The following is a 20,387-nucleotide window of genomic DNA, read 5'->3' as shown; positions in this document are numbered from 1 at the left end:
CGACGCTTGCAGAACGCACCGAATACCCCCCTCTGCCGCTGTCGAAACTGCTGCTGAAAACCTGTTATTTTGGGGACCCCCATGCCTGCTCATTTGTTTCTGATGTGGACTTTGCCGATCGCGGCACAACCTTCCAAAGCCGTGAATGGCACTGCCAATCCAACTGGCTCCTTTTTCTGGGCCACGACCAAGGCAGGACAGCGTGCCGACCTGATCTCGGAAACCAAAGCAGACAACGACAACAAATCGCCCCTGAAACGGCCGAGCTGGCTGCGCGACTGATCCTTATTTTGGCGGCACGTCCACAGCTGGCGCACTTGGTTTGATGTCCACCAGAGGCGTACCGTCAAAACAGTCGATTGCGTCGATCCCGATACGTCCGGCGGCTTGATCCAACGACGTTATGCGCACGGCCGCCAACGAGATCGGGTTCACCCGGTTAGGGGATCGCAGCGCAAACGTTCCCCGCGCACTGTCGTGGTGGCGGGGGCGTTGTGTAATCAAGTCGCGATGGGCTTGATCCATCCAGTAAAAAAGCAAAATCCCCTGCCCCACCTCAAGACCGGTCAATCCTTCGACAAACGGCAGATCCAGCTCGACGATGGCACCTTGTCCGGTTTCGCGCGCACGCGTCACATTCTTCGGGCAGTTGCCTCGCGACCAAGGTGTTCGAATGCGACCGATAAAGCGGATTTCGGCATCCACCCGTTCCAACGGATCAAAGTCCAGTTGCTTTTCGCCATGTCGGATCTCGGTTTTTTCGCCCATACCGGCCCTCAATAAATCAACCAAACCAATCCCAGCGTGATCGGCGGGAAGGCCACCAGAATGCCAACCCGTACGATATCCGCCAGAACAAACGGCGCGGTGCCCTTGAACGTCTCGCGGATTGGAATGTCGCGCGCCATCGCATTGATCACAAACAGGTTCATACCCACTGGTGGTGTAATGAGCCCCACCTCGACCACGATCAGAACAATGATCCCGAACCAAAGTGCAAAGTCCTCGACGCTCATGCCAAAATCAAGCGCCGTCATAATTGGGAAAAAGATCGGCACAGTCAGAAGCACCATCGACAAGCTGTCCATGACGCAACCAAAGATCAGATAAAGCACCAACACACACAGCAACACGAACATCGGTGAGAAGCCCTGGTCCGCTACCCATTGGGCTGAAGTCTGAGGCAGTTGGGTCAATGCGAGGAAGCTGTTGAACATGCCCGCACCGAGAACGATGAAAAAGATCATCGCTGTCGAGTTCGCGGTGGACAGGATGGACTGCACCAGTTTTGACCGGTTAAGTCCGCCGGATACCAACGCCACAAGCCCTGTGCCCATTGCCCCCACCGCAGCGGCCTCGGTCGGAGTGAAAATGCCGGTGTAGATGCCTCCGACCACGGCACCAAAAATCACGATAACCGGCCAAACAGCGACCAACGCGCGGAACCGTTCGCCCATGGGAACAGCTGGCAAGGCATCGCCGGACTTGGGCACCACCCTTACATAGATCGCGACCACCACCATGTAGGCGATTGCGGCCAGAATTCCGGGGACAAAGGCTGCAACAAAGAGCTTGGCGATGTTCTGCTCGGTAAGGATCGCGTAGATCACAAGGATGACCGACGGCGGTATGAGGATACCGAGCGTACCGCCTGCCGCGAGCGTGCCTGTTGCCAGCGGTCCGGAATAGCCGTACCGCCGAAGCTCCGGCAGCGCGACTTGGCCCATAGTGGCTGCTGTCGCCAATGAGCTGCCGCAAATCGCCCCAAAGCCAGCGCAGGCACCGATGGCCGACATTGCGACCCCACCCTTGAGGTGCCCAAGCCACGCCTCCGCCGCCTTGAACAACCCTTTGGACATGCCGGAGTGCGTCGCAAATTGTCCCATCAGAAGGAACAGCGGCACAATCGAGAGTGAATAGCTTGAAAATGTACTGAACGTCAGGTTCTTGAGCTGCCCCAGAACCATCAAGTGGCTGCCCATGATCATCCATGTGCCGCCAACACCGACCCCCATCATCGCCAACCCGATCGGCACACGCAGAAAGATTAGCACCAACAGGACGGGAAAGGACCAGATGCCAATTTCCAGATTGCTCATACTCCACCTCCGGGCAGTGCCTTGAGGCTTCGGAACACGCAGAACACCGAGACAATCACGAATGCTGCGGCGCCCACCAGGGCGGCTGCGTACGCCTGCCAAATCTCGATCTGAAGAATAAACGTGGTCTCGAAGTAAGACTTCTTGTCCAGCATTCCGAGCCACAAGCGCCACGCAATTATGATTGCGGCGAAGGCCATGCCCACATCAGCCACCAGATCAAGCACCCTGTTCCCCACATTGCCAAACGATTGCTGAAACAGGTCTACCCGCGCGTGACCGCGCACGTATTGGCAGTAGGGCAGGAATGCGAATATGGCGAAAGCCATGCCCATCTCGAGGAGTTCCACATCACCGCTGACCGGTTTCAATCCCAGCGGGATCAACGCCCGCCCTGTGATTGATACGCACACCATAATGACAAGTGCGATCAGCACCGCGCCACCGGCCAAAGCCACGGCGCGGGCCAGCCAGCCCACTGCCTTATCTATTCTTCGGTACAAGTGGTATCCCTCCCATGCGTCCGGCCAGAATGGCCACGCAGAGGCACCTGTCAACAGTTACAAAAATTCAGGGGCCGGGCGTCGCGCCAAGGCTGTCGAGAATGGGGCAATCCGGACGGTCATCGCCTGCGCAACTGGTGACCAGATGGGCCAAAGTCGCGCGCATTTCCTGAAGTCCGGCTATTTTTGCATCTATATCGGCAAGGTTTTGTTGCGCCACCTGTTTGACATCTGCCGAGGCGCGGCCGCGATCCTCGTAAAGCGCCAGCAGCGTTCTACAATCCTCGATGGTGAAACCGAGCGAACGGGCACGCCCGATAAAGGCCAGCTTGTGCAGATCCTTTTCCGAAAACTGCCGATAGCCGTTGGCGCTGCGGGCGGGCCGTATAAATCCAATATCCTCGTAGTAGCGGATCGTCTTGGCCGGAAGGCCGGAACGCTCAGCCACATCTCCGATATTCATGGTGTTGCCTCCTCTGGCATTTCGGCCTTAACCGAGCGAAGACGCAACGCGTTGCTCAGGACAAAGACACTGGAGAGCGCCATAGCTCCCGCCCCCAACATGGGCGACAGAAGTGGTCCTCCGAACAAATATAAAGCACCTGCCGCGACCGGGATCAGCGCGATGTTGTAGGCGAACGCCCAGAAAAGGTTCTGCCGGATATTGCGGATCACCATTTGGGAAATAGTCACCGCATTCACCACGCCGCGCAAATCGCCTGACATCAACACGACGTCCGCAGCCTCAATAGCCACGTCGGTTCCAGTTCCAATAGCAATTCCGACGTCTGCCGCAGCAAGGGCCGGGGCATCGTTGATGCCATCACCGACAAAGGCGACCGAACCGACTTCATCAGAAAGCGCTTTCAAAGCGTGCACTTTTCCCTCGGGCAACACTTCGGCAACCACGTGATCAATACCAAGCTGGACGGCCAACGCTTCGGCCGTGGCGCGGTTGTCTCCGGAAATCATCGCCGTTTTCAGCCCCATACTGTGCAGGGCGTCTACCGCCGCGCGGCTCGCGGGTTTTACGACATCGGAAACCGCGAGCAAGCCCGCCAGTTTTCCGTCAATTGCCGCGAAAACCGGCGTTTTTCCGTTACTTGCGAGCCTGTCGGCCGCCACTCGAAATCCCGCTACGGACACACCTTCGCTCTCAAGGAACCTGTCTGCGCCGATGACAACAGCGCGGCCATCGACGTCGGCGCGCAACCCCATGCCAGCCACCGCTTCAAAACGTTCGACCGGCGGCAAAGCAACGCTGCCAGCAGCCGCGATAATTGCCCGCGCAAGCGGATGCTCCGAGCCTTGCTCTGCGGCTGCGATCAAGCGCAATACCTCTGCCTCGTCAAATCCCTCCGAAACGACGAAGTCGCTGAGACTTGGCCGCCCTTCGGTCAAAGTGCCGGTTTTGTCAAAGGCCACGACGTTGCAGTCACGCAGGCGTTGCAAAGCATCGCCGCGACGGAAAAGGACACCCAGCTGTGCCGCCCGGCCTGTGCCGACCATAATCGAGGTGGGCGTTGCCAGCCCCATGGCACAGGGGCATGCGATGATCAGAACCGCAACACCCGCGACCATGGCGTGACCCAATGCAGGAGACGGGCCAAAAACAAACCAAGCAAGGACCGTCAGCGCAGCGACGGCAATGACAACCGGAACAAAAACAGCGGTGATGCGGTCGACCATTCCTTGAATGGGAAGCTTCGCCCCTTGGGCCTCGCGGACCATGGTGATGATTTGCGCCAACATCGTGTCCGCGCCAACGGCCTCGGCTTCATAACGCAGTACACCCTGCCCGTTCACCGTACCCCCGACAACCAACGTTCCAACGGTTTTCTCGACCGGTACAGGTTCACCGGTGATCATGGCTTCGTCGACATACGACACCCCGTCAAGCACACGCCCATCGACGGCTATCTTCTCGCCCGGGCGAACCACGACGACGTCTCCAACGGCGATTTCGTCTATTCCGATCTCTTTTATCTCGCCTTTTCTCTCAACCCGCGCCACACGCGGCTGCAACCCAACCAGCTTACGGATCGCTTCCCCGGTGCGCCCTTTTGCCCGCGCTTCCATCCAACGGCCAGCAAGAATGAGAACGACAATAACCGCTGCCGCCTCATAATAGACGTGCGCCGTACCAGCAGGCAGCAACCCCGGTGCAAAGGTCGACACTACAGAAAACAGAAACGCCGCGCTGGTGCCCATCGCTACAAGCGAATTCATGTCGGGCGCGCCTTTGAAGAGTGCCGGAAATCCCTTGGAATAAAACTGTCGCCCGGGACCTGCCAACAGAATGGCGGTCAATAGAAACTGGAGGATGTGGCTATTTGTGGTTCCCACATTGGCGGCAACCCAATGATGCAAAGGCGGGTACAAATGCCCGCCCATTTCGACCAGAAAGACAGGCAAAGCCAACGCCGCCGCAAAAATCACTTTCTTTTTCAGGATCGCTGCCTCGTCGGCCTTGCGATCGACCACGGGGTCTTCAGCCCGTTGCACCCGCGCCGGGTACCCTGCTCGGGTGGACAAAGCCGCGACTTGCGAAGCGGTAACAACACCCTCGGCATAGCGCACCTGTGCTGTCTCGGTCGCGAGATTGACCGAAACGTCGATCACGCCTTGCCCCTTCTTGAGAGCAGTTTCAGCCCGACGCACACATCCCGCACAGGTCATGCCCGAGATGTCCAGCGTGGTATCCGCCAATCTTGCGGGGTAGCCGGCTTTGTCCAATGCCGCAAAAAGGTTTCGAGCTTGCGCAGGCGCGTCAAACACAACGTGACCCGTTTCGGTCGCAAGGTTGACCGTGGCCTCGCTGACACCAGCGACACCCGCAAGCGCTTTTTCAGCGCGGCCAACACAGCCCGCACAGTTCAGCCCGTCAATTTGGAAATCCAACACATGCGCCGTCATTGAGTCGCCCTTTTGTCCTGCCTGACAGGCTACATAAGGCTTCCAGTTGGTGGAAGGTCAAGCAATCCCCTTGCATGGCAGCCATGCAGGAAACGCCCTAAAAACAAGGCTTAAGGCAAAAAATGCTGAGTTGAATGCAAAGGTGCTTCGGCAAATATCTGCAAAATTTGAATTTCTGGTTTGAAATCTGATTTAATTTGAGGCAAAAACTAATTGGAGGAGACACTAAGGAGAGGCCCATGTTTGTGGGAATCGACCTTGGCACATCCGGCCTGCGCGCGCTTTTGATTGATGAAGCCCAACAGGTCGTGGCAGCCAAGGAAGCATCATATGACACATCCCGTCTGCATGCTGGCTGGAGCGAACAGCTCCAATCAGACTGGACAGACGCCTGCATCAAGGTTTTTGCAGACCTGCGCGCCGAAGCCCCCGACGCCGTCGCCGCAATTCGCGGAATCGGAGTATCAGGGCACATGCATGGTGCCAACTTGCTGGATGCGGAAGGGACCCCCCTGCGCCCCTGCATGATGTGGAATGACACAAGATCCGTCGAACAAGCTGCTAGGCTGGACGCCACCGAAAACGTGCGCGACCTGTCGGGCAACATAGTTTTTCCGGGCTTTACCGCACCCAAGGTTGCCTGGGTGGCAGAAAACGAGCCCGAGATTTTCGCGAAGACAGCCAAGGTCCTGCTGCCAAAAGACTACCTGAACTTCTGGCTGACCGGAATTTACGCTTCCGACATGAGTGACAGCGCAGGTACAAGCTGGCTGGATGTTGGCGCCCGGGACTGGTCTGGCGACCTGCTGTCGGCTTCGGGCATGCGACGCGACCAGATGCCGGACCTTTTTGAAGGGTCGGACGCCATCGGAGCCGTGCGCGCCGAGATCGCATCTATGCTTGGCCTGCCTGAGGGCGTAGTTGTCGCGGCCGGTGCCGGAGACAATGCGGCAGCGGCCTGTGGTATCGGTGCATTAGGAGAAGGCGACGGGTTTGTTTCGCTTGGCACATCCGGCGTCTTGCTGACAGGGCGCGACGCATACGCGCCGAAGCCGGCCAGCGCAGTGCATACTTTCTGTCACGCGATACCGGACCGCTGGTATCAGATGGGTGTCATATTGGCGGCGACAGACAGCCTCAACTGGCTGTCACGCAATGTGCAGGAAAGCCCCGCCGATCTCACCAAGGCGCTCGGAAACACAATCAATGGCCCCGGCAAGATGCGGTTTCTGCCCTACCTTTCCGGCGAACGCACGCCGCACAACGATGCCGATATTCGCGGCGCCTTTATCGGGCTGGACATTGCTTCCGGCCACGAAGCGCTCACACAGGCCGTCCTTGAAGGGGTAACCTTTGCCCTGCGTGACAACCTCGAAGCGCTGAAATCCACCGGCGCCAAGCTTGATCAGGTCATTGCCATTGGCGGCGGCTCTCAATCTCCATACTGGGTGGAACTTATCGCAACCGTTCTGAACCTGCCGATCGCATTGCCCAAGGCAGGCGAATTCGGCGCCGCTCTTGGCGCGGCCCGGCTTGCAATCTGCGCTGCCGAAAATACCGATCCCGTCGAGACCATGACACGTCCGGAGATTGATCAAACCATCCAACCGCGCAGCGACCTGCGCGACGACTACGAAGCGGCCTATGCCGCGTTCCGCAACTCTTACTCCGGCATAAAGGCCCTGCAATCATGACCGATTTTTTCTCCGGCATCGCCCCCGTCAAATACGAAGGCGCAGACAGCACAAATCCTCTGGCGTTCCGCCACTACAATCCCGACGAAGTGGTCATGGGCAAACGCATGGAAGATCACCTGCGCTTTGCTATCGCCTATTGGCACTCCTTTGCCTGGGAAGGCGGCGACCCCTTTGGCGGGCAAACCTTTGTGCGCCCATGGCACCCGCAAGACCAGATGGCGACAGCAAAAGTGAAAGCGGACGCCGCCTTCGAAATGTTCGACATCTTGGGCCAACCGTACTTCTGCTGGCACGACGCCGACATTCGTCCCGAGGGCGACAGCTTTGGTGAAAGCCTCAAAAACTTTGAGGAAATCATCGATTACTTCGAAGAAAAAATGAGCACCCGAAAGGTCAAACTCCTCTGGGGCACAGCCAATATGTTCAGCCATCGTCGCTGGATGTCAGGCGCTTCGACGAACCCCGACCCCGAAGTGTTCGCCTACTCGGCCGCGACCGTAAAAACCTGTATGGACGCCACCAAAAAGCTTGGCGGCGAGAATTATGTCCTTTGGGGCGGTCGCGAAGGCTACGAAACGCTGCTCAACACGGATATGGGCCGTGAACTCGACCACATGGGTCGCTTCCTCAACATGGTTGTCGACTACAAACACAAGATCGGTTTTGAGGGGCAGATCCTTGTCGAGCCCAAGCCTCAGGAACCGTCAAAACATCAATATGATTTTGACGCCGCCACCTGCTACGGGTTCCTGCAAAAATACGGCCTGGAAAACGAGGTGAAACTGAACCTCGAGCAAGGCCACGCCATCCTCGCCGGCCACAGCTTCGAACACGAGATCGCCACCGCCGCGGCTTTGGGCGTGCTGGGCAGCATCGATATGAACCGCAACGACTATCAATCCGGGTGGGACACAGATCAGTTCCCCAACAACGTGCCTGAAGTGGCGTTGGCCTATTACCACATCCTCAAGGATGGTGGCTTCACACAGGGCGGCACCAACTTCGACGCGAAGCTGCGTCGGCAATCTCTGGATGCCGACGACCTGATCGCGGCACATGTCGGCGGCATGGACATCTGCGCACGCGGGCTCAAGGCAGCGGCGGCCATGATTGAGGATGGCGGGCTGGAAGACGCCATCAAAGATCGTTACGCCGGTTGGGACACTCCCGAAGCACAGGCGATGCTGGGGTCCGATCTTGCTACCATTTTTGACAAGGTAGCTGGCGAAGGCATCAATCCGGCGCCAAAATCCGGTCGTCAGGAAATGCTGGAAAATTACGTGAACCGTTTTGTCTGACACACAGTCATGACAAGCTGATTGAAACGAACTCCCCTCGCGCCTTTGCCGGCGCGCGGGGATTTGAATATCCAAGGACAGCCATGCGCCATTTGCTTGCCTCAGCCCTATTGACCCTGCCCCTCGCAGCCGGCGCGACAGAAGTGCCAAAACCAAACGCGGTTTTCCCGGCGCAGGACGAGGCGGAGGTTCGACTGGGTTGGCAACTGTTCTATGACCCGATCTTGTCAGGCAACCGCTCGGTAAGCTGCGCCACATGTCACCACCCTGATCTTGGCACTTCTGATGGGCTGTCTCTCGGACTGGGCGACGGGGCAACCGGTCTCGGGACCAACCGCGTCATTGATCCACAAAACCCGCCGGAACAACGCATCCCGCGCAACGCGCCCGCGCTTTGGAACCTAGGCGCAACAGAGTTCACCGTGTTTTTTCATGATGGCCGTTTGGAAGACGATCCGTCCCGTCCATCGGGGATACGGACCCCATTGGGCACCGAAATGGAAATGGGATTTACAAATGCGCTGGCTGCGCAGGCCATGTTCCCGGTTCTATCCGGCGACGAAATGGCCGGCCATTACTCGGAAAATGATGTGGCCCAAGCTGTGCGCCTCGGACGTCTGACCGGCGACGGCGGTGCATGGGACATACTGGCGAAACGGGTGGAGGCAATCCCCGCCTATCGCGCTGCATTTGACGAGGTGATCGGCGCGGAAACCCCGATTCATTTCACACATATCGCCAATGCCATGGCCGCCTTTATCACCTTTGAATGGCGCGCCGATCAAAGCCCGTTTGACGCCTTTCTTCGCGACGGCACACCCCTAGACGGCAAGGCCACCGCAGGCATGGACCTTTTCTACGGAAAAGCTCAATGCAGCACTTGCCACAGTGGCCTTTTTCAAACCGACCACGATTTTCACGCCATTGCCATGCCTCAGATAGGACCCGGCAAGGCAGCGCGGTTTGAACGCCATAACCGCGATGTTGGCCGTGGGCGTGTGACCGGAGAAGCCGGTGATTTTTATGCCTTTCGCACGCCGTCCTTACGCAATGTGACGGAGACCGCGCCCTACGGGCATGCGGGTGCCTATGCTTCGTTGGAAGACGCGGTGCGCCATCACCTGGATCCCGAAGCAGCGCTTGCGGCCTATTCCATCGAGATTGCTGTCCTTAGCGATGGCACCTTTGCCAACGACACAGCACTCATGGAGAAGGCCGCCGAAGTTGCAGCGGTTGCGGCAGCAAACGAGTTGCAGCCAATCAGCCTTACGGATCAGGAAGTAGACGAGTTGCTCGCTTTTTTGGGCGCCCTAACAGATTACGACAGTCTAAAAGGTCGTCTTGGCGTTCCCGAAAACGTACCCTCCGGCCTGTCGGTCGATAGATAATCTTCCGAGTCCAAAGCCCACGACCTAAGCGATGTTGGCTAAATTAGTACTCTACGACAGCCAGCCCGTCGCCATCTGCCCACAGCATCCAGACCGCACCAGCGTCCAGTTCAATCCAGTCACTCGCTGCGCCTCCCGGCCAAATGACACGTGCTTGAACTGCATCAAACGAACCCAGACCGAAATGTTCGGGCGCCGCGACGCCCCCTGCGTGGCCACCGCCAACAACGACCTCACGCACATATGTCCGCTCGCCGGCTTTAACCTCAATAAACGCCCCGACCGCATCACCGTTGCCGTCCTCGCCGAGCAGAGTCACACCGACCCAGTTACCGGTTGCATTACTGACATTGCGATAAATTTCCATGGGCGCGCGGCGATTGACCACCACCAGATCGAGCAGGCCATCATTATTCAAATCCGCCAACGCCGCGCCCCGCGACCGGTGCAGCGTATCGATGCCCGCGTCGCTGCCGCGCTCTTCAAACGTGCCGTCTGACTTTTGAACCAACAAATTGTTCGGATCGTCCATTGCCGCATCGGGCATTTGTTCGACATTGCCTTTCGCGATGAACACGTCATCCAACCCGTCGTTATTCACATCGCCGAACGCAATGTGCCAACCCGTAGATGGCCGCCCGTCCCCTCCGGTATAAGGCCTATGCGCCGAGGTGCCTTTTTCGTAAGGAACATCCTCGAATGCCGGTCCTTGGCCCCCGCTCAAACGCATCAGCCGCTGATCTCCCATCGAGCTGAGGAACACCTCGCTCAGGCCGTCAAAATCCAGATCACGGCTCGCGATCCCCATGCCCCAAAGCATGTGCGTCGCCCATCCATCGGCCTCTTCAAACAGGCGTGGTGTTTCTTCCATCGCCCACATCTGTTCGGCGCCACCTTTGACATAATAGTGCCGATCGTTGCTCATCCGCAGGTCAGCCCGCCCTTGTCGCCCCCAATCGGAAAACAGGATCGACAGCGGACAGAATCCCGGTTCGAGGACAGTCTTGACATAGCCGTCGCCATTCGGACGAAACAAAGTGTTGGAGTCGCAGGCCTCAAACGGCCCGTCGGGATTGTTCCTGTCGACATAGTTGCCAAATGCCATGGTCGGCAGGCTGTTCCCGGCTTCCCAGGTGGCCGAAAACGCGGTTGTCCATCCGTCGCCACCATCGAACCCGTCAATTTCCATCGGTCGGAACGAACATTCCGGCCCGCCTTTGAGCAATTTGTTTTCTCCAACCCGCAGGACAACGAGGTCGCGCCAGCCGTCGCCATCGATATCGAGCGCATAGACGCCAGTCACTCCGGTCATCGCCAAAACATCAGGTGTGGCAACGTCGAACCGGATGTCGCCGCCGACTTCGGAACGATTGCGCATCAAAACGGCTGGGTTTTCGCCGCCAGCCGCCACAAGATCCACCAATCCGTCACCATCGCAGTCTGACACCGCGACGCCACCGCCGACAAAGTGCTCCCATCCGCCGTCATAAACGTGATCATCGACAGCGACTGGCGCAAAGCGCACTTCCGCGCCGACATTGGTTGCCGACACACCGACGCAAAGCGCCACCCAAGACTTAAGCCACATGTTCCTTCATTTCCTGCAAAGCGAGTTCGGAGACGTTATCCAGCGCATAGGCCGCGGCACCGCGCGCCCACATCTGGTTGCCCCACTTGTGCACCACCACTTCAGGCGGCGCCTTGTCGACCTGAACGATGAGCTTGCGCATGACCTCTATGACTTCTTCGGCGTAGAGATGGCTGGCCTGCATCTGCTCACCCGCGAGGATGATCAGTTCCGGATCAAAAATGTTTACGAGATTGGCAAGCCCCATGGCGAACATCCGGCCGGCCCGTTCCACGATTGAACCTGCCACGGCATCGCCGTGCTTCGCCGCTTCAAGGAGTTCATCCACCTGCCGGCTGTCCTGACCGCCACTTGCACTCATAGCTTCGCGCAACAAGGCGTAGTCGGCAACGTAGGCCTCAAGGCATCCGCGCTGGCCACAGCGGCAAAGAGCGCCCTCCAGTTGTACTTTGGTGTGACCGAACTCCGCACCGCAACCGCGCGTGCCGCGATAAATTTCGTCACCGATCACGACGCCCATACCGACACCGCTTTCAATCGTCACCACAATGAAATCCGAATGCCCCTGTCCGAGACCGAAACTCTTTTCAGCCATCGCCACAAGGTTCGCGTCGTTGTCCAGAAAGACCGGTATGGACAGCGTATCCGTGAGGATTTGCCCGAACTCCACGTTTCGGGAGGTCAAAGAGGGCGACCAGTGCACAAACCCACGTGGCGCATCCACGATCCCCGCGATGCCAAGGCCAAAGCCCGACACATCGACAAGACCGCGCCCCACTTTGGCAGCCAGATCGCCGACATGCCCAGCCAGAATTGATGCAAGGTCCGATGCTTCATTTGCGGTCTGCTCCAGTTCAACTTCGTGGTCGGCCAACTGCCGCCCTTCAAAATCCAGAAGCACCAGTGAAACGGACCGGTTGGAAATCTTGGCGCCTGCAATCAGCCGCGCGTCGCCACGAACTTTAAGGTCGACCTTTGGCCGTCCTCTACGCGCATCTTTGTCACCAGATTCGCTTGTCACCTCCTCAATCAGGCCCTCGCGCAGCAACTCCGCCGTGATCGTGGTGACCGTTGCGCGGCTGATTCCGGTGTGTTCCGACAAGCTGATCCGGGGAATCCGCCCATGCCGTCGAATTTCCGCAAACAACGTCCTGCGCCCGATTTCTCTTTGATTCACCGACATATAGACCACTTCCTTCCTTGCCGCGGTCGCCAAAACTCTGCGTGCGCTTGACGGCCTCGGTCCGACGAGGTGTCGCCAAATTACTGATTTTTTCAAGACTAGCTTATTTAATTTGATTTACAAATTTAATCCGCTAACATGGGTTCACCAGCCCGCAGAGTGATTCACGGTGTGAGCGTCTGTCGGGAACTGGATCGAATATTGGGAGGAAACCATGAAACTATTCGCATCCGCGACGGCGATCATCGCCGGCGCACTTATGAGCACCGCCGCGCTGGCCGACGACCTTGTGATTGGCGTAAGCTGGTCCAACTTCCAGGAAGAACGCTGGAAAACAGACGAAGCCGCCATCAAAGGCGCGCTGGACGCCGCAGGCGCCAAATATATCTCTGCTGACGCACAAAGCTCCTCGGCCAAGCAGCTGTCCGACATCGAAAGCCTGATCGCTCAAGGCGCAGATGCTCTGATCATTCTGGCACAGGACGCCTCCGCAGTTGGTCCGGCGGTTCAAGCCGCAGCAGACGAAGACATTCCTGTCATCGCATATGACCGCCTGATCGAAGACGCACGTGCCTTCTATCTGACTTTTGACAACGTCGAAGTTGGCCGCATGCAGGCGCGCGCTGTTCTGGCCGCTATGCCCAAAGGCAACTACGTCATGATCAAAGGCTCGCCGACTGACCCGAACGCAGACTTCCTGCGTGGTGGCCAGCAAGAAGTGCTGCAGGCAGCAATTGACTCGGGTGACATCACCATCGTTGGTGAAGCCTACACCGATGGCTGGGTTCCTGCGAACGCACAGCGCAACATGGAACAGATCCTGACCGCCAACGACAACAACGTTGACGCTGTGGTCGCCTCCAACGACGGCACCGCAGGTGGTGTTGTTGCTGCCCTGACCGCTCAAGGCATGGAAGGCATTCCGGTATCTGGTCAGGACGGCGACCACGCTGCTCTGAACCGCGTTGCCATCGGCACCCAGACCGTATCAGTTTGGAAAGACGCACGCGCATTGGGCGCGGCAGCTGGCGAGATCGCGGTATCTCTGGCGAAAGACATGGCCGTTGAAGGCGCAGCCGAGTGGACTTCCCCGGGCGGCACCACCATGAACTCCATGTTCCTGGCACCGGTTCCTGTGACCGCGGATAACCTGAACGTTGTTCTGGACGCCGGCTGGATCGAGAAAGACGCACTCTGCGCTGGCTCCGACAACGCAGCCTGCAAATAAAACTGCCTGCCCCTCTGACCCGTCAGAGGGGCACACCACCACTCCCCCCCAAAAAGCAATAAACTTTGCTGTTGCGGCTCAAATCGCACAGTATCTCTGTGCACTCATATCGCCGCGACCGAAGAGGTAACGCAAAATGCAAAACCAAGCTAAATCCCTGATCAACAAGCTGGGCTTGGATCCTCGCCTGCTTGGCATGATCGGCGCGCTTGTGGTGATTTGGATCGTCTTCGGCATCGTCACCGAAGGCCGCTTCCTGACACCCCGAAACTTTTTCAACGTCTCAGTACAAACCGCTTCCGTCGCCGTTATGGCCACCGGGATGGTCTTTGTCATCGTAACACGCCACATCGACCTCTCGGTCGGCTCCATGCTTGGCTTCATCGGCATGACCGTCGCTGCCCTTCAGGTGCAGGTTCTGCCGGATCTCCTCGGCCTCGGCCATTGGTCCATCTGGATCATTGCAGTGTTCGCAGCCATTCTGATGGGCGCTGCACTGGGTGCGTTTCAGGGCTGGGTCATCGGTTACCTCGCCGTTCCGGCCTTCATCGTCACTCTCGGTGGGTTGCTGGTCTATCGCGGCGCGATGTGGTGGGTCACCAAGGGCCAGACGCAAGCTCCTCTGGATACAACTTTCCGCCTTCTGGGTGGTGGCGCCGAAGGCACCCTCGGCGAAACACTCAGCTGGGTTTTCGGTATTGTCGCAGCAATCGCGGCAGTCGTGATGATTATCCTGAGCCGCCGTAACAAGGCGAACCATGGCTTTACCGTGAAACCCGCCTGGGCCGAAGGCATCCTGATAGCCATCGCTGCTGGTGGTATCATGCTTTTTGTCTGGATCATGAACAGCTATCCGATCCCGAAAGGTGCAATGAAGCGCATCACAAAGGCACAGGGCATCGAATACACAGACGGCATGGTCTGGAACCATGGCGTAGCCATTCCTGTCGTGATCCTACTGATCGTTGCCATCGGCATGACCATTGTCGCAACCCGAACCCGGTTTGGCCGCTACATCTATGCAACAGGCGGCAACCCAGAAGCAGCCGAACTCTCCGGCATCAACACCCGCTTCCTGACGGTGAAAATCTTTGCCCTGATGGGCGCGCTGACCGGCATCGCCGCGGTGATCGCATCAGCCAGACTGAACGCCGTTGACGTTGGCCTTGGAACACTGGACGAACTGCGCGTCATCGCAGCAGCCGTTATTGGCGGGACCGCTCTGGCCGGTGGTGCCGGCACCATCTACGGCGCAGTTATCGGCGCACTCATCATGCAATCTCTGCAATCGGGCATGGCTTCGGTGGGCGTGGACGCGCCGCTTCAGAACATCGTCGTAGGTGTAGTGCTTGTCTTCGCGGTCTGGGTCGACATCGTCTACCGTCGCCGCACCGGCGCATAACCGCAGAAAAGGGAGAACCATTATGGACACTCAAACCCCTCTCGTAGAAATGCGCGACATCCACATCTCGTTCGGCGGTATCCACGCAGTAGACCACGTGTCTGTTGACCTGAAACCGGGTGAAGTTGTCGGCCTGCTCGGCCACAACGGCGCTGGCAAATCCACGCTGATCAAAATTCTGTCTGGCGCCTATCAGGCCGATGGCGGTGAAATCTATATCAACGGTGAAAAAGCGGAAATCCACAATCCGCGCGACGCGCGGCGTTACAACATCGAGACCATCTACCAGACTCTTGCGCTGGCCGATAACCTCGATGCCGCCTCCAACCTGTTCCTTGGTCGGGAACTCGTCACGCCTCTGGGCTTTGTCGATGACGACGCAATGGAGGCCGAATGTCGCAAGATCATGGGCAAGCTCAACCCGAACTTCAAAAAGTTCAACGAGCCTGTCTCCGCCCTGTCGGGCGGTCAGCGTCAATCCGTGGCAATTGCCCGCGCGGTGTACTTCGACGCAAAAATCCTGATCATGGACGAACCGACCGCAGCTCTTGGCCCCCACGAAACCCAAATGGTTTCCGAGCTGATCCAACAGCTAAAGGCACAGGGCATCGGCATCTTCCTCATCAGCCACGACATTCACGATGTTATGGAACTTTGCGATCGAGCCAGCGTCATGAAGAACGGAAAACTGGTGGGTACCGTTGATGTGAAAGACGTGACCGACGACGACCTGCTGGGCATGATCATTCTGGGCAAACGCCCCGAAGGCGTGAACGTTCAGGGCTAAGACTACTTAAAGAAAAGGTTGCGGGCGCATGGCATTTCTGGTCAGCGACATCGGTGGAACAAACACTCGTCTGGCTTTGGCTGACGGAGACGGCGTCAATGCAGATACTCTGATGCGCGCCCGCAACGATAATTATGCCAGCTTCGACGATGTGCTGGCAGACTACCTCTCCAAACACGACGCCGCCGATGTGGACGGCATTTGCGTGGCGATCGCCGGCCCAGTGCAAGGCACAATGGGGCGGCTCACCAACCGTGACTGGTCACTGAAAGCAGGCTCGTTCGGCGCCCAATGCGGCGCGGCGCGCGCCGCCATCATCAACGACCTTACAGCCCTCGGTTTTGCGCTCTCACGCAACACTCCGGAATATTTTTTCGGCGCAAAAGACGGTCCGAAGAACGGTCAGGCGCTGGTTGTTGGCATGGGTACCGGCTTCAACGTCAGCCCGACCAAGCGCAGCCTCGCGGGGGCGACTGTCGCGATGGAGGCCGAACTCGGCCATGCCGAACTGCCCTACTCAGTAGCTGCAATCATGCGCGATGATCTTGGTGAGGCCGCCACCGAATTCCAGACCTTCGAGGACATTTTCTGCGGGCCTGGGCTCGAACACCTGCACACAGTGATCAGCGGCAAAGAGCTGGGCGGCGCCGACATCATGGCCGCCTTTGAGGCACAGGATACAGACGCACAACGCACCGTACGCCTGTTCGCACGCGCGCTCGGCCAACTTACCCGCGCCATGATGCACCAATATATGCCGCGCGATGGCATCGCCTTTGCCGGTAGCGCATCGCGCGGCGTTCTGTCTTCCGATGCCTTGCAGGAGTTTATTTCCAGCCTGACCGCCGACGGCCCCGGTATCGTGGACGCCGCCAGCTTCCCGCTCGGCATCATTACCGACGACGCAGCAGCGCTGGAAGGCTGCCGACAGTATCTGGTTCAAACCAGTTGAACAAAGAAAGGCGCGACCAAAGCCGCGCCTTCTGATGTCTCTGATCACCAAGATCACTTCAGATCAAAGCGATCCGCGTCCATGACTTTGCACCATGCGGCAACAAAATCGTTCACCAGCTTGGCCTCGCCATCGGACTGTCCATAGACTTCTGACAGCGCCCGCAGTTGCGAGTTCGAACCAAAGATAAGATCGCAACGGGTCGCGGTCCACTTCGTGGCCCCGGACGCGCTGTCCTTGCCTTCAAACGACCCGTCTCCGGCGTCTGTCCATGACGTACCCATGTCCAGAACGTTGACGAAGAAGTCGTTGGTCAATTGTCCAACGCGGTTGGTGAACACACCGTGGGCCGATCCGCCATGGTTCGCGCCCAGCACGCGCAGGCCACCAACCAGAGCCGTCATTTCCGGCGCGGTCAGGGTCAGAAGCTGCGCCTTGTCCACCAGCAACTCCTCTGGCGACACGGTGTATTGTGCCTTTTGGTAGTTGCGGAAACCATCCGCCGCCGGCTCCATCACCGCAAAGCTTTCGGCATCCGTCTGCTCTTGCGTTGCGTCGCCGCGACCCAATGTGACAGGAACGGAAACGTCGTGTCCTGCGTCCAGCGCGGCCTTTTCGACCCCTGCGGCCCCCGCAACGACGATCAGGTCGGCCATGCTGACTGGTTTGCCAAACGATGCCTTCACGCCTTCCAGCGTGTCCAATACACGCGCCAATTCGAGCGGCTCGTTTGCTGCCCAGTCTTTCTGCGGAGCCAGACGCACCCGGGCCCCATTGGCACCGCCACGCATATCACTTCCGCGGAAGGAAGACGCGCTTGCCCAAGCCGTTTTTACCAGATCGCTCACCGACAGACCCGTGGCCATCACGGCTGCCTTCAACTCTGCAACATCATCTTCGGACAGATCTGTTTCAGACGCTGGAACAACATCCTGCCAGATCAACTCCTCGCTGGGGACTTCTTCGCCAAGATAGCGTGCACGCGGGCCCATATCACGGTGGGTCAGTTTGAACCAAGCGCGCGCAAAGGCATCCTGGAACTCTTCGGGGTTTTCATGGAAGCGCTTTGAAATTGGGCCATAGATCGGATCCATACGCATCGCCATGTCGGCGGTGGTCATCATGGTTTTGACCTTTTGGCTCGCATCGTGGGCTGCCGGGGCCATGTCCTCTTCGGTCACTCCGACCGGTTCCCAAATCCACGCACCGGCAGGCGATTTTGTCAGGTTCCAATCGTACCCGAACAACAGGTCAAAGTAGCCATTGTCCCACTGCGTCGGGTTTGCTGTCCAAGCGCCCTCGATTCCCGATGTCGTGGTGTCACCGCCTTTTCCAGAGCCATGCCCGTTGATCCAACCAAAGCCCATGGCTTCAATTGGAGCAGCTTCCGGCTCAGGGCCAACAAGAGCCGGATCACCAGCACCATGGGCTTTGCCAAAAGTATGCCCACCAGCCACCAGAGCGACCGTTTCCTCGTCGTTCATTGCCATGCGGCCAAAGGTTTCACGAATGTCACGGCCAGAGGCAAGAATGTCGGGTTGCCCATCCGGACCTTCCGGGTTCACGTAAATTAGACCCATCTGCACCGCTGCCAAAGGGTTCTCCAGATCACGGTCGCCGGAGTAGCGCGAATTCTCACCGCCTGACTCTTCGAGCCACTCAGTTTCAGCGCCCCAGTACACGTCTTCTTCCGGCTCCCAGGTGTCGGCTCGGCCACCGGCAAAGCCAAATGTCTTGCCGCCCATGCTTTCGATGGCAGCGTTACCCGCGAGAATAAACAAATCCGCCCAGCTGATCTGATTGCCGTATTTCTGCTTGATCGGCCACAAGAGGCGACGCGCCTTGTCGAGGTTGCCGTTGTCTGGCCATGAGTTCAGAGGGGCAAAGCGTTGCTGACCAGTGCCGCCGCCTCCGCGACCATCTGCTGTGCGGTAGGTGCCCGCCGAGTGCCACGCCATGCGAATGAAAAGGCCACCGTAGTGACCATAGTCTGCCGGCCACCAATCCTGGCTATCTGTCATCAACGCATACAGATCTTCTTTCAGGGCCTTATAGTCCAGCTTTCCGAACTCTTCGGCATAGTCAAAGCCTTCGCCCATCGGGTCAGACTTCGCGGAGTTTTGGTGCAGGATGCGAAGGTTCAGCTGGTTGGGCCACCAGTCGCGGTTCCCGCGTGCTTCGTTGCTCACCGCACCGTGCATTACCGGGCAGCCGCTCGCTTTCATGTCTCCGTCCATAGGGTCCTCCTAAAATCAAATAGTGATGTCACGCGATTCTCTGGAATTATTCTAACAAGCGTATTTCATTGATCGAAGTTGCATTTTCCGATCACATTGATAACTCAAGGCTATGAATAACCTTACACTCCGACAGCTCCGCTATTTCGACGCAGTTGCAACCCATGGGCATTTTGGTCATGCGGCAGACGCCTGTGCCATCTCGCAGCCTGCTCTTTCGGTTCAGATCAAAGACCTCGAGGAAAGCTTTGGTGCGCCGCTGCTTGAACGCACAACGCGCCGGGTTCGGCTGACGGCGTTCGGTGAAGACGTGCTCGGGCGGGTCCGCGAAATTCTGCGCAGCGTGGATGAACTCGGCGACATGGCGCGCGCGGCGCAAAGCGGTCTCGCCGGTCGCCTGCGCCTTGGTGTCATTCCCACAATCGCGCCCTACCTGCTGCCGTCTCTCTTGCGCGACGTAAAATCAACCTTCCCGGAAATGTCGCTGATGGTCCGTGAGACAATGACCGCGAACCTGATTTCAGAACTACATGCGGGTAAGATCGACACGGCCATCGTTGCACTGCCGGTTTCGGAACCCGCCTTCGCTGAAGTTCCGTTGTGGTCCGAGGAATTCGTACTGGTGCGCCCTCATTCCGAGGCCCGCTCGCCCGTACCTGCACCAGAAGCCCTGGAGCGGGAGCGGCTCCTGCTACTTGAAGAAGGACACTGCTTCCGAGATCAGGCGCTGTCTTTCTGTTCCCTGCCCACGGCACGCCCGCACGAAGGTCTGGATGGGTCATCCTTGTCCACGCTGGTGCAAATGGTAGGAGCGGGACTTGGTGTCACCGTAATTCCGGAAATGGCCGTGCCGGTCGACACGCCTTCGGCCAATGTCAACGTCGCGCGTTTTTCCGGTGCACAACCAGCTCGTACAATTGGCATGATTTGGCGAAAGACCAGCCCGCTCTCCGGTCAACTGACATCTCTGGCGGATGTCGTCCGTTTGTCCGGCGAGTCGCTTTCTGCAGGCTACAAAGCCGTCCGAACCACGGAAAAATAGGCCACCGACCGAAAACCGACGTTTTACCGACGTGAAACCGACACTCCCAAAACGCCGCCATTGACGC

General features: G+C 58.2%; 17 protein-coding genes. 9 read left to right on the top strand and 8 right to left on the bottom strand.

Going from position 1 to position 20,387, the window contains the following annotated elements; all coding sequences use genetic code 11:
- The first annotated feature begins 81 nt into the window (after window positions 1-81).
- Window positions 82-282: a hypothetical protein gene (locus BXY66_RS19775; protein WP_132862145.1), complete on the top strand. Its 201-nt coding sequence runs from the start codon at window positions 82-84 to the stop codon at window positions 280-282.
- 3 nt (window positions 283-285) lie between these two features.
- Here the strand turns inward: BXY66_RS19775 and BXY66_RS19770 are convergent, their stop codons facing one another.
- From BXY66_RS19770 to BXY66_RS19750, 5 genes are all read right to left on the bottom strand, one after another.
- A complete protein-coding gene (locus BXY66_RS19770) occupies window positions 286-768 on the bottom strand; it encodes an SAM-dependent methyltransferase (RefSeq protein WP_132862144.1) in 483 nt (160 codons plus the stop codon).
- Between the two features lie 8 nt (window positions 769-776).
- The gene (locus BXY66_RS19765; RefSeq protein ID WP_132862143.1) at window positions 777-2,099 is read right to left on the bottom strand and encodes a TRAP transporter large permease; all 1,323 of its coding nucleotides are present in this window, start codon (window positions 2,097-2,099) and stop codon (window positions 777-779) included.
- Window positions 2,096-2,602: a TRAP transporter small permease gene (locus BXY66_RS19760; RefSeq protein ID WP_243694444.1), complete on the bottom strand. Its 507-nt coding sequence runs from the start codon at window positions 2,600-2,602 to the stop codon at window positions 2,096-2,098. Before BXY66_RS19760 ends, BXY66_RS19765 begins: the two co-directional genes overlap by 4 nt.
- A 67-nt stretch (window positions 2,603-2,669) precedes the next feature.
- Window positions 2,670-3,065 carry a Cu(I)-responsive transcriptional regulator gene (cueR, locus tag BXY66_RS19755; protein ID WP_132862142.1) on the bottom strand — a complete coding sequence of 132 codons (396 nt, stop codon included), beginning with the start codon at window positions 3,063-3,065 and terminating at the stop codon, window positions 2,670-2,672.
- Complete coding sequence (locus BXY66_RS19750; protein WP_132862141.1) at window positions 3,062-5,518, bottom strand: heavy metal translocating P-type ATPase; 2,457 nt, start codon at window positions 5,516-5,518, stop codon at window positions 3,062-3,064. The genes cueR and BXY66_RS19750 overlap by 4 nt, the downstream gene beginning before the upstream one ends.
- Window positions 5,519-5,757: 239 nt before the next feature.
- Here BXY66_RS19750 and xylB point away from each other — a divergent pair, with 239 nt between their 5' ends.
- The 3 genes from xylB (at window position 5,758) to BXY66_RS19735 (ending at window position 9,901) form a co-directional block, all read left to right on the top strand.
- Window positions 5,758-7,212: a xylulokinase gene (gene xylB, locus BXY66_RS19745; RefSeq protein WP_132862140.1), complete on the top strand. Its 1,455-nt coding sequence runs from the start codon at window positions 5,758-5,760 to the stop codon at window positions 7,210-7,212.
- A complete protein-coding gene (xylA, locus tag BXY66_RS19740) occupies window positions 7,209-8,513 on the top strand; it encodes a xylose isomerase (RefSeq protein WP_207911352.1) in 1,305 nt (434 codons plus the stop codon). Before xylB ends, xylA begins: the two co-directional genes overlap by 4 nt.
- Before the next feature lie 83 nt (window positions 8,514-8,596).
- Complete coding sequence (locus BXY66_RS19735; protein ID WP_132862138.1) at window positions 8,597-9,901, top strand: cytochrome-c peroxidase; 1,305 nt, start codon at window positions 8,597-8,599, stop codon at window positions 9,899-9,901.
- A 43-nt stretch (window positions 9,902-9,944) separates the two neighbouring features.
- Here BXY66_RS19735 and BXY66_RS19730 read toward each other — a convergent pair whose 3' ends face one another.
- The gene (locus tag BXY66_RS19730; RefSeq protein WP_132862137.1) at window positions 9,945-11,489 is read right to left on the bottom strand and encodes an FG-GAP repeat domain-containing protein; all 1,545 of its coding nucleotides are present in this window, start codon (window positions 11,487-11,489) and stop codon (window positions 9,945-9,947) included.
- Window positions 11,479-12,672, bottom strand: coding sequence for an ROK family transcriptional regulator (locus BXY66_RS19725; RefSeq protein WP_132862136.1), 1,194 nt, complete (start codon window positions 12,670-12,672; stop codon window positions 11,479-11,481). Before BXY66_RS19725 ends, BXY66_RS19730 begins: the two co-directional genes overlap by 11 nt.
- Window positions 12,673-12,886: 214 nt before the next feature.
- On the opposite strand from BXY66_RS19725, the gene xylF reads away from it, so the two are divergent.
- The 4 genes from xylF (at window position 12,887) to BXY66_RS19705 (ending at window position 17,041) form a co-directional block, all read left to right on the top strand.
- Entirely contained in the window at window positions 12,887-13,900 is a 1,014-nt protein-coding gene (xylF, locus tag BXY66_RS19720; RefSeq protein ID WP_132862135.1) for a D-xylose ABC transporter substrate-binding protein, read from the top strand.
- A gap of 136 nt (window positions 13,901-14,036) precedes the next feature.
- Window positions 14,037-15,302, top strand: coding sequence for a sugar ABC transporter permease (locus BXY66_RS19715; protein WP_132862134.1), 1,266 nt, complete (start codon window positions 14,037-14,039; stop codon window positions 15,300-15,302).
- A gap of 22 nt (window positions 15,303-15,324) precedes the next feature.
- Window positions 15,325-16,089, top strand: coding sequence for an ATP-binding cassette domain-containing protein (locus tag BXY66_RS19710; RefSeq protein ID WP_132862133.1), 765 nt, complete (start codon window positions 15,325-15,327; stop codon window positions 16,087-16,089).
- Window positions 16,090-16,117: 28 nt separating this feature from the next.
- Entirely contained in the window at window positions 16,118-17,041 is a 924-nt protein-coding gene (locus tag BXY66_RS19705) for a glucokinase (RefSeq protein WP_132862132.1), read from the top strand.
- A 53-nt stretch (window positions 17,042-17,094) separates the two neighbouring features.
- Here the strand turns inward: BXY66_RS19705 and katG are convergent, their stop codons facing one another.
- Complete coding sequence (gene katG / locus BXY66_RS19700) at window positions 17,095-19,278, bottom strand: catalase/peroxidase HPI (protein ID WP_132862131.1); 2,184 nt, start codon at window positions 19,276-19,278, stop codon at window positions 17,095-17,097.
- 112 nt (window positions 19,279-19,390) lie between these two features.
- On the opposite strand from katG, the gene BXY66_RS19695 reads away from it, so the two are divergent.
- Complete coding sequence (locus tag BXY66_RS19695) at window positions 19,391-20,320, top strand: hydrogen peroxide-inducible genes activator (RefSeq protein ID WP_132862130.1); 930 nt, start codon at window positions 19,391-19,393, stop codon at window positions 20,318-20,320.
- The last annotated feature ends 67 nt before the right edge of the window (window positions 20,321-20,387 follow it).

The sequence above is a fragment of the Shimia isoporae genome (assembly GCF_004346865.1).
Classification (GTDB): domain Bacteria; phylum Pseudomonadota; class Alphaproteobacteria; order Rhodobacterales; family Rhodobacteraceae; genus Shimia; species Shimia isoporae.
Note: the sequence above shows the minus strand (reverse complement) of the source record. Positions and strands in the feature narration are given on the sequence as shown.

Excerpts from the sequence above, each read along its gene's own strand:
- BXY66_RS19775 (WP_132862145.1), top strand. The coding sequence starts at position 82 with ATGCCTGCTCATTTGTTTCTGATGTGGACTTTGCCGATCGCGGCACAA.
- BXY66_RS19770 (WP_132862144.1), bottom strand. The coding sequence starts at position 768 with ATGGGCGAAAAAACCGAGATCCGACATGGCGAAAAGCAACTGGACTTT.
- BXY66_RS19765 (WP_132862143.1), bottom strand. The coding sequence starts at position 2,099 with ATGAGCAATCTGGAAATTGGCATCTGGTCCTTTCCCGTCCTGTTGGTG.
- cueR (WP_132862142.1), bottom strand. The coding sequence starts at position 3,065 with ATGAATATCGGAGATGTGGCTGAGCGTTCCGGCCTTCCGGCCAAGACG.
- BXY66_RS19750 (WP_132862141.1), bottom strand. The coding sequence starts at position 5,518 with ATGACGGCGCATGTGTTGGATTTCCAAATTGACGGGCTGAACTGTGCG.
- xylB (WP_132862140.1), top strand. The coding sequence starts at position 5,758 with ATGTTTGTGGGAATCGACCTTGGCACATCCGGCCTGCGCGCGCTTTTG.
- xylA (WP_207911352.1), top strand. The coding sequence starts at position 7,209 with ATGACCGATTTTTTCTCCGGCATCGCCCCCGTCAAATACGAAGGCGCA.
- BXY66_RS19735 (WP_132862138.1), top strand. The coding sequence starts at position 8,597 with ATGCGCCATTTGCTTGCCTCAGCCCTATTGACCCTGCCCCTCGCAGCC.
- BXY66_RS19730 (WP_132862137.1), bottom strand. The coding sequence starts at position 11,489 with ATGTGGCTTAAGTCTTGGGTGGCGCTTTGCGTCGGTGTGTCGGCAACC.
- BXY66_RS19725 (WP_132862136.1), bottom strand. The coding sequence starts at position 12,672 with ATGTCGGTGAATCAAAGAGAAATCGGGCGCAGGACGTTGTTTGCGGAA.
- xylF (WP_132862135.1), top strand. The coding sequence starts at position 12,887 with ATGAAACTATTCGCATCCGCGACGGCGATCATCGCCGGCGCACTTATG.
- BXY66_RS19715 (WP_132862134.1), top strand. The coding sequence starts at position 14,037 with ATGCAAAACCAAGCTAAATCCCTGATCAACAAGCTGGGCTTGGATCCT.
- BXY66_RS19710 (WP_132862133.1), top strand. The coding sequence starts at position 15,325 with ATGGACACTCAAACCCCTCTCGTAGAAATGCGCGACATCCACATCTCG.
- BXY66_RS19705 (WP_132862132.1), top strand. The coding sequence starts at position 16,118 with ATGGCATTTCTGGTCAGCGACATCGGTGGAACAAACACTCGTCTGGCT.
- katG (WP_132862131.1), bottom strand. The coding sequence starts at position 19,278 with ATGGACGGAGACATGAAAGCGAGCGGCTGCCCGGTAATGCACGGTGCG.
- BXY66_RS19695 (WP_132862130.1), top strand. The coding sequence starts at position 19,391 with ATGAATAACCTTACACTCCGACAGCTCCGCTATTTCGACGCAGTTGCA.